The 14,479-nt window shown below is 61.9% G+C and carries 13 protein-coding genes; 4 read left to right on the forward strand and 9 right to left on the reverse strand.

Annotated features, from left to right (window positions below; genetic code table 11):
- Positions 1-64 precede the first annotated feature (64 nt).
- Entirely contained in the window at positions 65-1,189 is a 1,125-nt protein-coding gene (gene dapE, locus LDN75_RS17210) for a succinyl-diaminopimelate desuccinylase (protein WP_223933764.1), read from the reverse strand.
- Positions 1,190-1,295: 106 nt separating this feature from the next.
- Between dapE and dapD the strand changes: the two genes are divergently transcribed.
- Together dapD and LDN75_RS17220 are read left to right on the forward strand one after the other, a co-directional pair.
- Positions 1,296-2,309 (forward strand): 2,3,4,5-tetrahydropyridine-2,6-dicarboxylate N-succinyltransferase, encoded by a 1,014-nt coding sequence (gene dapD, locus LDN75_RS17215; RefSeq protein WP_223933766.1) that lies wholly within the window; start codon positions 1,296-1,298, stop codon positions 2,307-2,309.
- Positions 2,310-2,322: 13 nt separating this feature from the next.
- The gene (locus LDN75_RS17220) at positions 2,323-3,165 is read left to right on the forward strand and encodes a hypothetical protein (protein WP_223933768.1); all 843 of its coding nucleotides are present in this window, start codon (positions 2,323-2,325) and stop codon (positions 3,163-3,165) included.
- Between the two features lie 31 nt (positions 3,166-3,196).
- Here the strand turns inward: LDN75_RS17220 and LDN75_RS17225 are convergent, their stop codons facing one another.
- Both LDN75_RS17225 and LDN75_RS17230 read right to left on the reverse strand, forming a co-directional pair.
- Positions 3,197-3,808, reverse strand: a complete 612-nt coding sequence (locus LDN75_RS17225; RefSeq protein ID WP_223933770.1) for a hypothetical protein — start codon at positions 3,806-3,808, stop codon at positions 3,197-3,199.
- A 114-nt stretch (positions 3,809-3,922) separates the two neighbouring features.
- Positions 3,923-4,549 carry a TetR family transcriptional regulator C-terminal domain-containing protein gene (locus LDN75_RS17230; RefSeq protein ID WP_223933771.1) on the reverse strand — a complete coding sequence of 209 codons (627 nt, stop codon included), beginning with the start codon at positions 4,547-4,549 and terminating at the stop codon, positions 3,923-3,925.
- 80 nt (positions 4,550-4,629) lie between these two features.
- Between LDN75_RS17230 and galE the strand changes: the two genes are divergently transcribed.
- Positions 4,630-5,670 carry a UDP-glucose 4-epimerase GalE gene (galE, locus tag LDN75_RS17235; protein WP_223933773.1) on the forward strand — a complete coding sequence of 347 codons (1,041 nt, stop codon included), beginning with the start codon at positions 4,630-4,632 and terminating at the stop codon, positions 5,668-5,670.
- Positions 5,671-5,752: 82 nt separating this feature from the next.
- On the opposite strand, the gene LDN75_RS17240 is transcribed toward galE, so the two are convergent.
- The 5 genes from LDN75_RS17240 to typA all read right to left on the reverse strand — a co-directional run bounded on the left by LDN75_RS17240 (position 5,753) and on the right by typA (position 11,476).
- Positions 5,753-7,036 carry a citrate synthase gene (locus tag LDN75_RS17240; protein ID WP_223933774.1) on the reverse strand — a complete coding sequence of 428 codons (1,284 nt, stop codon included), beginning with the start codon at positions 7,034-7,036 and terminating at the stop codon, positions 5,753-5,755.
- A 232-nt stretch (positions 7,037-7,268) separates the two neighbouring features.
- Entirely contained in the window at positions 7,269-8,417 is a 1,149-nt protein-coding gene (dapC, locus tag LDN75_RS17245; protein WP_223933775.1) for a succinyldiaminopimelate transaminase, read from the reverse strand.
- A 14-nt stretch (positions 8,418-8,431) separates the two neighbouring features.
- Positions 8,432-8,758, reverse strand: a complete 327-nt coding sequence (fdxA, locus tag LDN75_RS17250) for a ferredoxin (RefSeq protein WP_018776555.1) — start codon at positions 8,756-8,758, stop codon at positions 8,432-8,434.
- Positions 8,759-9,076: 318 nt separating this feature from the next.
- A complete protein-coding gene (locus LDN75_RS17255; RefSeq protein ID WP_223933777.1) occupies positions 9,077-9,526 on the reverse strand; it encodes a hypothetical protein in 450 nt (149 codons plus the stop codon).
- A gap of 33 nt (positions 9,527-9,559) precedes the next feature.
- Entirely contained in the window at positions 9,560-11,476 is a 1,917-nt protein-coding gene (gene typA, locus LDN75_RS17260) for a translational GTPase TypA (protein ID WP_223933779.1), read from the reverse strand.
- Positions 11,477-11,757: 281 nt separating this feature from the next.
- On the opposite strand from typA, the gene LDN75_RS17265 reads away from it, so the two are divergent.
- The gene (locus LDN75_RS17265) at positions 11,758-12,609 is read left to right on the forward strand and encodes an SGNH/GDSL hydrolase family protein (protein ID WP_223933781.1); all 852 of its coding nucleotides are present in this window, start codon (positions 11,758-11,760) and stop codon (positions 12,607-12,609) included.
- Positions 12,610-12,762: 153 nt separating this feature from the next.
- Here LDN75_RS17265 and LDN75_RS17270 read toward each other — a convergent pair whose 3' ends face one another.
- On the reverse strand, positions 12,763-14,472 hold the full coding sequence (locus tag LDN75_RS17270; protein ID WP_223933783.1) for an ABC transporter ATP-binding protein: 1,710 nt from the start codon (positions 14,470-14,472) through the stop codon (positions 12,763-12,765).
- Between the last annotated feature and the right edge of the window lie 7 nt (positions 14,473-14,479).

Below are 14,479 nucleotides of genomic sequence, written 5' to 3' on the forward strand. Positions count from 1 at the left end.
TACATCGAAGAAGGTCCGCAGCCATCTCTGGCTGCGGACCTTCTTTTTCACGTGCTTTTCGACTTTAGCGAACCAGCCACGTCCTCAGTGCACGAAGGCATTCACGGACGGCATCGGCGTCGACGTGTTCGTTGTCCTTGTGCGCCAGCAATGGATCACCGGGTCCGAAGTTCACGGCCGGGATACCCAGCTCGCTGAAACGCGCGACGTCGGTCCAACCGTATTTGGGCTTTGGTTCCGCGCCGACTGCGGCAACGAAAGACGCGGCTGCAGGGTGGTTCAGACCGGGCCGCGCGCCAGCAGCAGCGTCTGTCCGGACGACGTCGAATCCTTCCAGGAGTTCGCGCACGTGGGCCTCCGCCTGGTCGGGTGTCTTATCGGGAGCGAAGCGGTAATTAATCTCCACCACGCAGCGGTCAGGGATGACGTTGCCGGCTGTGCCGCCATTGATCCTCACCGCGTTGAGGCTTTCCCGGTAGTCGAGGCCGTCCACGTTGATAGTGCGGGGCTCGTAGGCTGCGAGGCGGGCGAGGATGGGTGCCGCCGCATGTATGGCATTGCTGCCCATCCATGCGCGGGCCGAATGGGCCGCTTCACCGATGGTTGTCGCCTCGAACCGGCTGGTTCCATTGCAGCCGCCTTCAACTGTGCCGTGTGTGGGCTCCAGCAGAATGGCGAAGTCGCCCAGAAGCAGGTCACCATGGTTGCGGACCAACCTGCCCAAGCCACTCTTGACGGCCTCCACTTCCTCATGGTCGTAGAAGACAAAGGTGACGTCCTTGTCCGGCTCCCTGCCGTCGTCGAACAGCGTGGCAGCAAGGGCGAGCTGCACGGCAACGCCACCCTTCATGTCGGTAGTCCCCCGGCCATAAAGCACACCCTCCCCCGGGATGCCCGACTCCCACGTGGCCGGAACGGTGCCAAGCGAGCCTTCCACCGTAGGCAATGGCACCGTGTCCAGATGCCCGGCCAGGATGACGCGCTCGGCGCGGCCAAGCTCTGTCCGGGCGATGATCGCGTCGCCGTCGCGCACCACCGTGTATTCGGGGATGGCGCTCAGGGCAGCCTCGACGACGTCGGCGAGTGGGGTCTCGTTGCCCGAGACACTGTTGATATCGATGAGCGCGGCTGTCAGCAAGGCAACGTCCTGGCGCAAGTCCAGTAGGGCGGGGGCAGGGTTAAGGGTCACCACTCCACCTTAACGCCCCGGTCCGCTGTGTTTCAGGCAACAAATGCGACCTACCCGACGTGAGACGGGTTTCAGCCGTGCCACGGGCGCTCGATACACTGGGGCCATGACTGAAACTGCTTCCTCTGCTGTGCCCGCAAACCACCGATCAGCCTACGGATTCGGCCTCGCCACCATCGCCACCTCGCCTTCCGGGGAAGCAACCGTGCTGGATGTCTGGTACCCCGCACCGGCCCTGGGCGTAGCCGCTGAAACCCTTCGTGACGTTGAGAACGCCGATCCTGCACTCACTGCGCTGGCTGACGACGGCAAAGACGCCGATCGCGGCACGGAGCAGAAAGTAGTCTTCGCACAGATCGACCTCGACGCCGCGCCGGCGGATACGGCCGACGCCTACCTCCGTCTTCACCTCCTTTCCCACCGTCTGGTCAAGCCCAACAGCATCAACCTGGATGGCGTCTTCGGCAAGCTCCCCAACGTTGTATGGACCAATTTCGGTCCTGCCGCCGTCGAGGGTTTTGAAATGACCCGTGCGCGCCTTCGTAGGCGCGGCAACGTAGTGGTTTACGGCGTGGACAAATTCCCGCGCATGGTTGACTATGTGGTTCCCAGTGGCGTGCGGATCGCCGACGCCGACCGCGTCCGCTTGGGTGCGCACCTTGCCGAGGGCACCACCGTGATGCATGAAGGCTTTGTGAACTTCAATGCCGGAACCCTTGGCACGTCCATGGTGGAGGGCCGCATCTCCGCTGGAGTCGTGGCCGGTGACGGCACGGACGTCGGCGGCGGCGCCTCGATCATGGGCACGCTCTCCGGAGGTGGCAAGGAAAAGATTGCGTTGGGCGAGCGAGTACTGCTTGGCGCCAACTCCGGCGTGGGCATCAGCATCGGCGACGATTCCGTGGTGGAAGCAGGCCTCTACGTCACGGCGGGTACCCGAGTTCGCGTACCTGGTCCCAAGGACGAAAACGGCGAAGACACCAGCAAGATCATCAAGGCCGTGGAGCTTTCCGGTGTTCCCAACCTGCTGTTCCGCCGCAACTCCACCACCGGTGGCGTGGAAGTCCTGCCCCGCAAGGGCCAGACCGTGGAGTTGAACGAGGCACTCCACGCCAACTAGCAGGAGACAAGCAATGCGCCGGTTCCGCCGCGCCATCGTTGCGGTGCTGGCCCTGGCCCTCGTGGCCGGTGCTATCTATGGGATAGTTGCCATACTGCAGCGCTCCGAGACCCTGGTCTCGGAGCGCTGCGTCGCAGTCATGGGGTCCGAAAGCTACGAGTTGGCTACCGACCAAGCAGCGAACGCCTCTCTCATCACTGCCATTTCGGTCCAGCGCGGACTTCCGCCGAGGGCGGCAAGCATCGCCCTGGCCACTGCCATGCAGGAATCAAGACTGCGGAACATCAACTACGGCGATGAAGCAGGACCTGATTCCCGCGGGTTGTTCCAACAAAGGCCATCCCAAGGCTGGGGAAGCGAGGCACAGGTCATGGACCCCGTTTATGCGACGAACGCCTTCTATAACGGCCTCATCAAAATTCCAGGCTACGAGACCATGGAAATTACCCAGGCAGCGCAGCAGGTCCAGCGCTCGGCCTTCCCCCGGGCGTACGCCCAGCACGAAAACATGGGCCGCGCCTTCGCTTCGGCCCTCACCGGTCATTCCGAATCAGCGCTGACCTGCGAACTCCGGATGCCTGAAGCAGCCGGTGACCCTGCCGCCGTCGTGGAGGAACTGACGACGGCGTTTGGCACCCAGCCAGCCACTGTTCAGGGCCGCTCGGTGCACCTGGATATGACTGGCACGCAAGCCTGGGCAATTGCCCATTGGGCAGTGGCAAACGCCAAGTCCCTCTCCATCACGCAAGTGGATGTCGGCGGACAGACGTGGAACAGGGAAAAACGCAACGGCTGGATCGCTTCCGCGGCGCCGTCGGAGTCGTTGACCATCACGGTCTCGGCACCCGCGACCTGACGTCGGCGACGGTTTCTGCCGTTTGGCCTCTTTAGGCGAGCATCTCCACTACAGGCTGGACGTAACTGCGGAAGACATCAGGCTCGGAAAGCAGTCTGTGGCTCATGATCATGGTGCTGGGCTCCAAGTACCATGCGCGCGGTTCGTTGAGCGGCAACTCGATGATGGTGAGATCAAAGTCCCTGGAGCTGCGGCCGACTTCAAGGAGCCTGTCCTCCACCATCTCGTTCAGGACTTCCGTGATCCCATTGGCTTCGCGCTCTGCCTCGATCTTCGCGTATTCGTCGATCCTGTCCGTTGCCCACCCCAAGGCGGAGCCAAAGTGTGCTTGCAGGACGCGTTGGAGGGCAGGGGAATTGCCGAACGCCTTGAAACTGGGTGGCGCGAGCTCAAGCGCAGGGTTGGGATAAGTCTTCACGAGCTTCTCCCACCAGGCCTCCCACTCGGTCTTAAGGGCGTGAATCCCACCGACATCCGAAGTGAGGTGGCTATGGTCGGCTTGGCGGACCTTGGGAGCAGCGTGCGAAAGTAACGGTTTTCCGGCACCGTCGAGTCCAGCTACGTCGCGCAAGTACAGGGCGATGAGCATCGGCCCGGACGTGTCCATGGTAATGCGCCATCCCGGGCCGCCTGACTCATGCATCCGATTTCCTCCCTTGGCAGGTTCCCGACATGTCCCAGTCTATTCCCGTTGGCTTCCTACGGTAACGGTGCGGGAGGCACTGCTTGCCGGGCCGACGATGGCGGGCAGGGGCCCCTATCGCGCGGCCTGCATCGGTTCGAAGGCGGCGAGGTGCGCTGTGAGGACGTCGCTGCACATCTCGGCAGTCATCCACTCAGGCTGGAGCAGGGCGTGCATGCAAAGCCCGTCCATGGTGGCCAGGAGCCTTTCAGCCTCCGTGACGAGGCTTTGCCGCACTTCGGCTTCGCCGGGGCTCAACAGGACGATGAGGCGTCCCACAATGGCAGCCACTGCGCGGTGGCTGCGCTCGGCCTCGGCAGCCAAGACGGGATTAATCCGGGCAGCGTGGCGGAAGGCCATCCAAACGCAGGCATCCACAGCGAGTTCCTCATCCAAAGGAAGGAACTGGCCCAGGAGGTTCAAGACTGCAGAGTGCTGTTCCGGGCTGCCGGGGGCTTCGTCCTCCACTGCGAGCAAGGCTGATTCGAGCCGGCCACTGATACGGTCGATCACGGCAGCAAAGGAGAAGGTCAAGAGCTCGTCGCTGCTGGCAAAGTAGTGCCGTACCGAACCCACTGCCAGCCCTGCTTCATCAGCTACTTCGCGAAGAGATGCCCGCTCCAAACCGTCGCTTGCGATGATCCTGAAGACGGCTTGAACAACTTCCTGGCGCCGGGCTTCGGCATCAACAATTTTGGGCACCAGTATTTTTTAGCACGAACGTGCTTCAACACCACTCAACACTGAGCGGCGTGGCTCCGATTTCCGATAGCGTAGACATCATGAAAATTCTTGTCACGGGTGGCACCGGCTATATCGGTTCGCACACCGTTCTGTCCCTTCAGGAAGCCGGCCATGACGTCGTCGTGATCGATAACCTCGTGAACTCCAGCGAAGAATCCCTGCGGAGGGTTTCCGAGCTCACTGGCAAGACAGCAGCCTTCCACAAGGTGGACCTGGTGGACGAGCCCGCCGTCGAGGCGGTGTTCGACCAGCACCAGATCGACGCCGTGATCCACTTCGCGGGACTCAAGGCCGTGGGCGAATCCGTCCAGGAGCCCTTGGCGTACTACTACAACAACATCGTGGGCACCCTGAACCTGCTCCGCGCGATGGACAAGCACAACGTCCGTTCCATCGTCTTTAGCTCCTCCGCCACGGTTTATGGCGAGCACAATCCGATTCCGTACATCGAGAAGATGGAAATCGGTGCCAACAACCCTTACGGCCGCACCAAGGAACAGATCGAGGACATCCTCTCGGATCTTGGCAACGCTGACGATCGCTGGCATATCGCACTGCTGCGCTACTTCAACCCGGTTGGGGCCCACCCGTCCGGCCGCATCGGTGAGGACCCACAGGGCATCCCCAACAACCTCGTTCCGTTCATCGCCCAGGTTGCCGTGGGGCGCCGCGAGAAGCTGATGGTTTTCGGTGGCGACTATGACACTCCCGATGGAACGGCGCAGCGCGACTACATCCACGTGGTGGATCTCGCAGAAGGCCACGTGGCCGCGCTGAACTACATTGCAGAGCGCGCGGGGGTCCGCCGTTGGAATCTTGGCTCCGGCAAGGGCTCCTCCGTCCTGGAGGTACTGCGGTCCTTCGAAAAGGCCGTGGGACATGAACTGCCCTACGAGATCACGGGCCGCCGTGCCGGCGATCTTCCCGCTTTCTGGGCCGACGCCTCGTCTGCCCTCGCGGACCTGGGGTGGTCCACCACGAAGAACGTGGACCAGATGTGCGAGGACCACTGGCGCTGGCAGAAGAATAACCCTTACGGGTACAACGCCGCGGAACCCGCAACGGCTGGCAACGCCTAGTCGGCAAAGAAGCCACGCGACCAACGACGGCGGCCGCCCACCTCGCCGAGGTGGGCGGCCGCCGTCGATATTTGGCCGGTTGTTAGTTGGCCGGGTAGTTGCGCTCCGGCTCCCCTGTGTAGAGCTGCCGCGGGCGGCCGATCTTGGTCTGGGGATCGTTGATCATTTCGCGCCACTGGGCAATCCAGCCCGGGAGGCGGCCGATGGCGAAGAGGACGGTGAACATCTTCTCCGGGAAGCCCATGGCCTTGTAGATGAGGCCGGTGTAGAAGTCGACGTTCGGGTACAGCTTGCGCTGGATGAAGTAGTCGTCGGCCAGGGCCTTCTCTTCAAGGCGCATGGCGATGTCCAGCAGTTCGTCGTTGCCGCCGAGCTTGCCGAGGACCTCGTGGGCCGTTGCCTTGATGATCTTGGCCCGGGGATCGTAGTTTTTGTAGACGCGGTGCCCGAAGCCCATGAGGCGGACGCCGTCTTCCTTGTTCTTGACCTTCTCCATGTAGTCCTCGGGCTTGATGCCGTCGGCCTGGATCTGGCGGAGCATCTTCAGGACGGCCTCGTTGGCGCCACCGTGGGCGGGACCGAAGAGGGCGTTGATGCCAGCAGACACCGAGGCAAAGAGGTTCGCGTTGGAGGAACCTACCAAGCGGACGGTGGAGGTGGAACAGTTCTGCTCGTGGTCAGCGTGCAGAATCAGCAGCAGGTCCAGTGCCTTGACCACAACGGGGTCCAGCTCGTACTGCTCGGCCGGGAGGCCGAAGCTCAGGCGCAGGAAGTTTTCCACGAGGTTCATGGAGTTGTCCGGGTAGAGCATCGGCTGGCCGATGGACTTCTTGTGGGCGTAAGCGGCAATAACCGGCAGCTTGGCCATGAGGCGGATGGTGGAAACTTCCACGTGCTCCGCGTTGAAGGGATCCAGCGAGTCCTGGTAGAACGTGGACAACGCCGAAACCGCCGAGGAAAGCACCGGCATAGGGTGGGCGTCGCGCGGGAATCCGCCGAAGAAGCCCTTCAGTTCCTCGTGCAGGAGCGTGTGGCGCCGAATGCGCTGATCGAACTCTTCCAGCTCCGTGGGAGTAGGGAGGTTGCCGTAGATCAGCAGGTAGGAAACTTCAAGGAAGCTCGAGTGCTGGGCGAGCTGCTCGATCGGGTACCCGCGGTAGCGCAGGATGCCTGCGTCGCCGTCGATGTACGTGATGGCCGAGGTAGTGGCCGCTGTGTTCATGAAGCCGGGGTCATAGGCAACGGCGCCCGTCTGCTTCAGCAGCTTGGAAACGTCATAACCTTCGTTTCCTTCTACAACCTGGATGCGCGGCAGTTCGAGTTCGCCGCCGGCATGGCGCAGTGTCGCGCTGGTGGTCTCAGTCATGGAGTCCCCTTCATGAGGCCTCTGGGCCTCTATAGAACGCTTGTCCAACCAACTTCTGGTGACGCCGTCTTCGGCCCCACTGTTGCAGGGCTCCAACGACCGCAGTGCTTTCTTATTGAAGGCCACCATTGATAGTCAGTTAAAAAGCTACCGCCAGTAACCCTCCGGAACTAATCCGTTCCGTCCGGTTACTGGCGGAATGACGCGACTTGTGGCACAAGTCACAGCATTGTTATGAGCTTGCGCTTAACCTCTCCACGGCTGCGTCAATGCGTTCATCGCTGCCGGTAAGTGCCACCCGGACGAAGCCGTTGCCGGCATCGCCGTAGAAGACGCCAGGACCCACGACGATCCCAAGCTCAGCAAAACGGGCCACCGTGTCCCACGTTGCTTCACCGGCCGTGGACCATAGATAAAGGCCGGCCTTGGACTCATGGATCTGCAATCCGAACTTCTCAAGGGCCGGAACGATCCTCTCGCGGCGCCCGCGATAGAGATCCTTCTGGGCAAGTACGTGGCCCGAATCGCCCAAGGCGACGCGCATCGCCTCCTGCACAGGATAGGGCACGATCATCCCTGCGTGCTTCCGGCTGTTCACGAGGTTGGCCATAATTGCGGAGTCACCAGCAACAAACGCGGCGCGATAGCCAGCGAGGTTTGACTGCTTACTCAGGGAGTAGACACAGAGCAGGCCATCGGTAGAACCACCGGAGACCCGCGGGTCCAGGATGCTCGGAACAGCTTCTCCCCCGCGCTGGACATCCCACTCGCCCCAGCCCAGCTCCGCATAACATTCGTCGGAGGCCACAACGGCGCCGACTTCGCGTGCCTGGCTGACGATGTCCCGCAACGATTCGACACTCCGGACGCTGCCCGTGGGATTGCCCGGCGAGTTGATCCACACCAGGCGAACCCTGGCCCGCGTGGCGGCATCCAATTCGTCCAAGCTATCCGCCGCTACGGCTGTGGCTCCTGCCAGCATCGCGCCGATGTCATAGGTGGGGTAGGCAACGGTCGGCCGTACCACCACATCACCGGAGCCCAGTCCGAGAAGGAAGGGCAACCAGGCCACCAATTCCTTCGAACCAACTGTGGGCATGACGTCCCGAGGATTCAAGCCCATGACGCCGCGGCGGGCGGCAAACCAATCCACGACAGCCTGCCGCAAGGCTTCGGTGCCATGCACAGTTGGGTAGCCGTGGGCATCCGACGCTGAAGCCAGCGCGTCCCGGATCAGTCCGGGAGTGGGGTCGACCGGCGTCCCAATGGACAGGTTAACCACTCCCCCGGGATGCTTGGCAGCTGTTGCCACATACGGCGCCATTGCCTCCCACGGGTAGTCGGGCAGGTTAAGGCCAAAGGCCGGTGCCGCGGAAATCAAGGAAGCAACCGCCCTTAGTGGTCTTGGTTCTGCGGGGGCAGGGCGGCGATGAACGGGTGGTCCTTGCCGGTGTTGCCAATCTTCGCAGCACCGCCCGGGGAACCGAGGTCATCAAAGAACTCGACGTTTGCTTTGTAGTAATCAGCCCACTCTTCCGGGGTGTCATCCTCGTAGTAGATGGCTTCAACAGGGCATACGGGTTCGCAGGCACCACAGTCGACGCATTCATCGGGGTGGATGTAGAGGGAACGCTCACCTTCGTAAATGCAGTCAACAGGGCATTCTTCAATACATGCCTTGTCCTTGACATCTACACACGGCTGCGCGATTACGTACGTCACGTCCCAGACCTCTCCACGGTTTGTCCCGGCCATGCCGGGGTAATACGGCCGGCAGCATGCCGGACACTCAACTTCTCAGCCTATTATCCAACAGTGCTATGACGCCAACCTAGCTCGCGTCTTAGTATGAAACGGTGACTCCCCCGTATTTGCCACCTCGAGAATTCCTGCTCAAAGCCCAGCCGGGCATTCGGGTGGTGGTCCGCTACAGGATTCAGGACGGTCTGACAGACGCGCTGGGGTATCTCGTGACCACCACGGAAAGCAGCTGCACCGTACGCACCCGGGCATCCGACGTCGAAATTCCGCTTGAGTTGGTCATCGCGGCGAAGGAAGTTCCTCCTCCGCCGCCCCGGCGCGGGCAGCGTTAGCAGCTGCGACTTGAAAAGCGCTCCGCCAGCGCATCCGTAGCCGACTGGCTACCACAAGCATGATCAACGTGACCACTGCAATGCCAAATACCCAGATGTTGCCCACGGCGTCGCCCAGCAACAACTGTTTGCCGGGTCCCCCGGACGACAACGCACCGACGCCGGCGTATGCCACTACGCCAGCTACCGCCGTCGGAATAACTGAAGCCGACCACGCCGCCAGCCACAACTGGACCGACGCAAGCATCAAGAGCGCTGCCCCGACGCCCCAGGGGACGTCGACGCCGGACAGCACCACCGCTTGCCGGTGCAATGCCGTGCCTGCCGCAGCAACAAAAAGAGCCGCCGGCACGGCCGTGGCGATGCCACGGGCCGTACTGACGACTCCCTTGTTCATGCTGCTGGTCCAGCCGGATTCGACCGGGCGGGACTATGCCTTGGCGCGGGCGCGGTTGGCCTTGGCACGCTCGTTGGAATCGAGGATGACCTTGCGGATACGGATGTCCTCCGGCGTCACCTCAACACACTCGTCTTCACGGGCGAATTCGAGGGACTCCTCAAGCGTCAGATCGCGCGGCGGCGTCAGGTTCTCGAAGGTGTCCGAGGAAGCAGCACGCATGTTGGTGAGCTTCTTTTCCTTGGTGATGTTGACGTCCATGTCGTCGGCGCGTGAGTTCTCGCCCACGATCATGCCTTCGTAAACCTCGGAGGTGGGCTTCACGAAGAAGGAACCGCGCTCCTGCAGGTTGATCATGGCGAACGGCGTGACGACGCCCGCGCGGTCGGCAACCATCGAACCGTTGGTGCGGTATTCGATGGGACCGGCCCACGGCTCGTAGCCCTCGGAGATAGAGGCCGCAATACCGGCACCGCGGGTGTCGGTGAGGAACTTGGTGCGGAAACCGATCAGGCCACGGGCCGGAACGATGAATTCCATGCGGCACCAGCCTGTGCCGTGGTTGGCCATGTTGGTCATGCGGCCCTTGCGGGCGGCCATGAGCTGCGTCACGGCACCGAGGTACTCTTCGGGGACGTCGATGGTCATGTGTTCCATCGGCTCGTGGATCTTGCCGTCGATGGTCTTGGTGACTACCTGCGGCTTGCCAACGGTCAGTTCGAAGCCTTCGCGGCGCATCTGCTCAACGAGGATCGCCAGGGCGAGCTCGCCACGGCCCTGTACTTCCCAAGCGTCGGGACGCTCGGTGGGCAGAACCTTGATGGAGACGTTACCGATCAGTTCCTTGTCCAGGCGATCCTTCACCTGGCGGGCAGTAACCTTGGCGCCCTTGACCTTGCCAGCCAGGGGCGAGGTGTTGATACCGATGGTCATGGAGATCGCAGGATCATCCACAGTGATCAGCGGCAGCGGCTGCGGGTTCTCGGCGTCCGTAAGGGTTTCACCGATGGTGATTTCCTCGATACCTGCGACGGCAACAATCTCACCCGGACCGGCCGACTCGGTAGGAACGCGGGTCAGTGCCTTGGTGGCCAGGAGTTCGGTGATCTTGACGTTCTTGAGTTCACCGTTGGCGCGGGCCCAAGCTACGGTCTGGCCCTTGCGGAGCGTGCCATTGTAGATCCGGAGCAGGGCGAGGCGGCCAAGGAACGGCGAGGCGTCCAGGTTGGTCACGTGTGCCTGAAGCACGCCATCCGGGTTGTATGTGGGAGCCGGGATGTGCTCGATGATGGTCTTGAAAAGCGGCTCAAGGTCCTCGTTCTCCGGGGCGGAGCCGTTGTCCGGCTGGTCCAGGGAGGCGCGGCCAACCTTGGCAGCAGCGTAGACAACCGGAACCTCAAGGACCTTGTCCAGGTCCAGGTCCGGGACTTCGTCTGCAAGGTCCGAAGCCAGGCCCAGGAGCAGGTCCATGGACTCGTGGACAACTTCGTCGATGCGGGCGTCGGGACGGTCCGTCTTGTTGACCAGGAGGATCACCGGAAGGTGCGCAGCAAGGGCCTTGCGCAACACGAAACGGGTCTGGGGAAGCGGGCCTTCGGAGGAGTCGACCAGCAGGACAACGCCGTCGACCATGGAAAGACCGCGCTCAACCTCGCCACCGAAGTCGGCGTGGCCGGGGGTGTCGATGACGTTGATGGTGATGGTTTCGCCGTTGGACGACGGGCCGTTGTAGGCAACCGTGGTGTTCTTGGCGAGGATCGTAATGCCCTTTTCGCGCTCCAGGTCACCGGAGTCCATGACGCGGTCCTCAACCTCACCGTGGGAAGCGAAGGAGTTGGTCTGCTTGAGCATGGCGTCGACCAGGGTGGTCTTACCGTGGTCAACGTGTGCGACGATCGCGACGTTGCGCAGATCGCTCCGCGACGCAGTGTTGGTGATGGTTTCAGACATGCGTTTATGACTCGTTTCAGTGGTGAAGTCAGTTGTTTTTATCCGCGCGCATACCTGATCACGTGATCGGAACACACAACGAAAAGACCCCGGGACACAGGGCACCTACAGCAAGTCTAAACGCAGTTGCATTTATCAGCCTAAAAAGCAAGCCATTTAGCCCTCGGTTGTGGCGTCGATCACAGCACATCACGCTTTAGTAACCGGCAGTCCAGATGCTGGATTTTCTGCTCCCTGTGCCCCATGATTGCTGCAGAACCAGTGCCATACGGAGACCAACGATGCGCAAAGCCTCGGCCGCGTTCCGCCTGCTCGCACCCTTGATCGCCGTTGGCGTTCTGGTGGTCGGCTGCGGACCAAACCAAGCAACCCCACAATCCGCCCCCTCGCGCTCAGCCGCGCCCGTGCCTGCGGCGACGTCAGCGGCGGACAAACCCCTACGGGTGGCACCCGCTCCGAGCGCCCTGGATCTGCCAGTGGGCTCGCTTTACAGGAATCCGGCGAATGGCCGCGACGAAGTGGTCCTTGCCGATGTGCGCCACACGGCCGTGTTGATCGGCGACTCCCAGGCCATGCCAAAAGACTCATGGCCGCAAAGGGGAATTTCGGCGCTTGGGTACAAGTTGCACGTGGTCGGCATGGGTGGCACGGGCTTTGTGGCCTCCAACGGCAAGACAGGGAATTATATCGACGCCCTGCAGCGGGGGGACTGGCTGCTCCCCTACGGTGATCCGCCGCTGATCGTGGTCCAGGGTGGCGGCAATGACGCCACCCAAAAGGCCACAGACGCCCAAATCACCAGTAACGCCGACCGCCTCCTCGCCGCGCTCAAGAAACGCTATCCCGGCGCCCGGCTCGCAATGATCGGAACGTTGGCCCGCGGAGCCGGCAACGGTGGTGGCCGCCGTTCAGAGGTGGATGCACTTTTGGGCCGTATCGCCGCCAAGCACGCCATTCCATTTGTCAGCACGGGCGATTGGTTGACCCGTTACGATGCCGTTGCCGACCTACAGGACGGCGTCCATATGAAGCCCTCGGGACACGCGAAGCTGGGCAGTGTTCTGGCGCGGGAGTTGACCGCACTTGGCCTCACAGCCCGCCCGGACACGGATTCGTCTGTTTCACCCCAATAACGGCCGTTGTGGGGCCTGCTTTGCGCCCTTTATGGGTGATTTGGCACGCAGAGCAGGCCTAACAACGAGTGCTTAACGGCAAGAGCCGGTGGTTCCCACATGTGGGAACCACCGGCTCTTGCCGTTGTCTCGTCAGCAGAGAGACGACGCCGATCAGGCCACCGCGGGCGGCAGCAGCAGCGAACCGCCAGGAATGGCATCCAACAGGGCCTGCGTGTAGGCCTCGCGCGGGTTGTCGAAGACATCGTCCGTGCTGCCCGTTTCCACGAGCTGGCCCTTTTCCATGACGCAGACGTGGTCAGCGATCTGGCGCACGACGGCGAGGTCGTGGGTGATGAACAAGTACGTCAAGCCGAGGTTGTCCTGGAGATCCGCCAGAAGGTTCAGCACTTGGGCCTGGACCAGGACGTCCAAGGCCGAAACGGCTTCATCACAGATGATCACTTCAGGGTCCAGGGCCAACGCACGGGCAATGGCAATACGCTGGCGCTGCCCACCAGAGAGCTCATTCGGATACCTCTGCATCATGGACTGCGGCAAAGCCACTTGGTCCAACAGCTCGCGAACCTTCTTCTCGCGGCTAGCCGCATTTCCGATCTTGTGTACCCGCAGAGGCTCTTCGATGGTTCGGAAGATGTTGTACATCGGGTCCAGGGAGCCGTAGGGATCCTGGAAAATCGGCTGGACGCGGCGCCGGAACTTGAAGAGGTCCTTACCTTTGAGTCCAGCCGTGTCGACGCCGTCGAACACAATCTGGCCCTCGGTGGGCTTCTCAAGTTGAAGGACCATCTTGGCCACGGTGGATTTACCTGAACCCGACTCCCCCACGATCGCCGTGGTGGTTCCGCGCTTGACGCTGAAGCTGATGTCGTCCACAGCAGCGAAGTCCGAGGTCTTGCCCAGGCCCTGCCGGAGCTTGTAGATCTTGCGCAGGTTCCGGATCTGGAGGACCTCGTCCGTTGCATGCTTCTTAATTGCCGCGACAGGCGCCAAGAGGTCGCTGGCCTCCACGCCCAGCTCCTTCGCTACCTGAATGCGGCGGGAGGCGAGCGAGGGCGCCGATTCCACGAGGCGCTTCGTGTAGGGGTGCTGCGGGTTTTGCAGCAGTTCCAGTGAAGGACCCGCCTCCACAACGTTGCCCTGGTACATCACGACTACTTTGTCCGCGCGCTCGGCAGCAAGGCCGAGGTCGTGCGTGATGAGCAGCACCGATGTACCGAGCTCTGTAGTCATTTTGTCCAAGTGATCCAGGATTTTGCGCTGGACGGTGACGTCCAATGCCGAGGTAGGCTCATCCGCAATCAAGAGCTTGGGCTGGCAACTCAGACCGATAGCGATAAGAGCCCGCTGCCGCATACCGCCGGAGAACTCGTGCGGATACTGCTTGGCTCGCCGCGCAGCATCCGGAAGACCCGCCTCCGCCAAAACGCGGGCGACGTCTTCGGGTCCGTCCGGACGACCGTTGGCCTTGAGGGTCTCGCGAACCTGGTAACCGATCTTCCATACGGGATTGAGGTTGGACATTGGGTCCTGGGGAACCATACCGATGTGGCTACCGCGGAGCTCAATCATGCGCCTTTCAGGTGCATGGGAGATATCCTCGCCATCCAGCAGAATCTGCCCACCCGAGACGCGTCCATTGTTCGGCAACAAGCCGATGGCAGCCAGGGCCGTCGTCGACTTTCCTGAACCGGACTCCCCGACAATCGCGACGGTTTCGCCGGGCATGATGGTTAAGTGGGCGTTTTTGACGGCCTTCACTTCACCCGAGCCAGTCTTGAAGGTGATGGCCAGATCCTTGATTTCCAGGATTGGCCGTACCTGTGCCGTGACTTCATTGATTCTTACGTTGGCAGAAGCCATGTTCGCC

It is taken from the genome of Arthrobacter sp. StoSoilB5, assembly GCF_019977235.1.
In the GTDB taxonomy this organism is placed as follows: domain Bacteria; phylum Actinomycetota; class Actinomycetes; order Actinomycetales; family Micrococcaceae; genus Arthrobacter.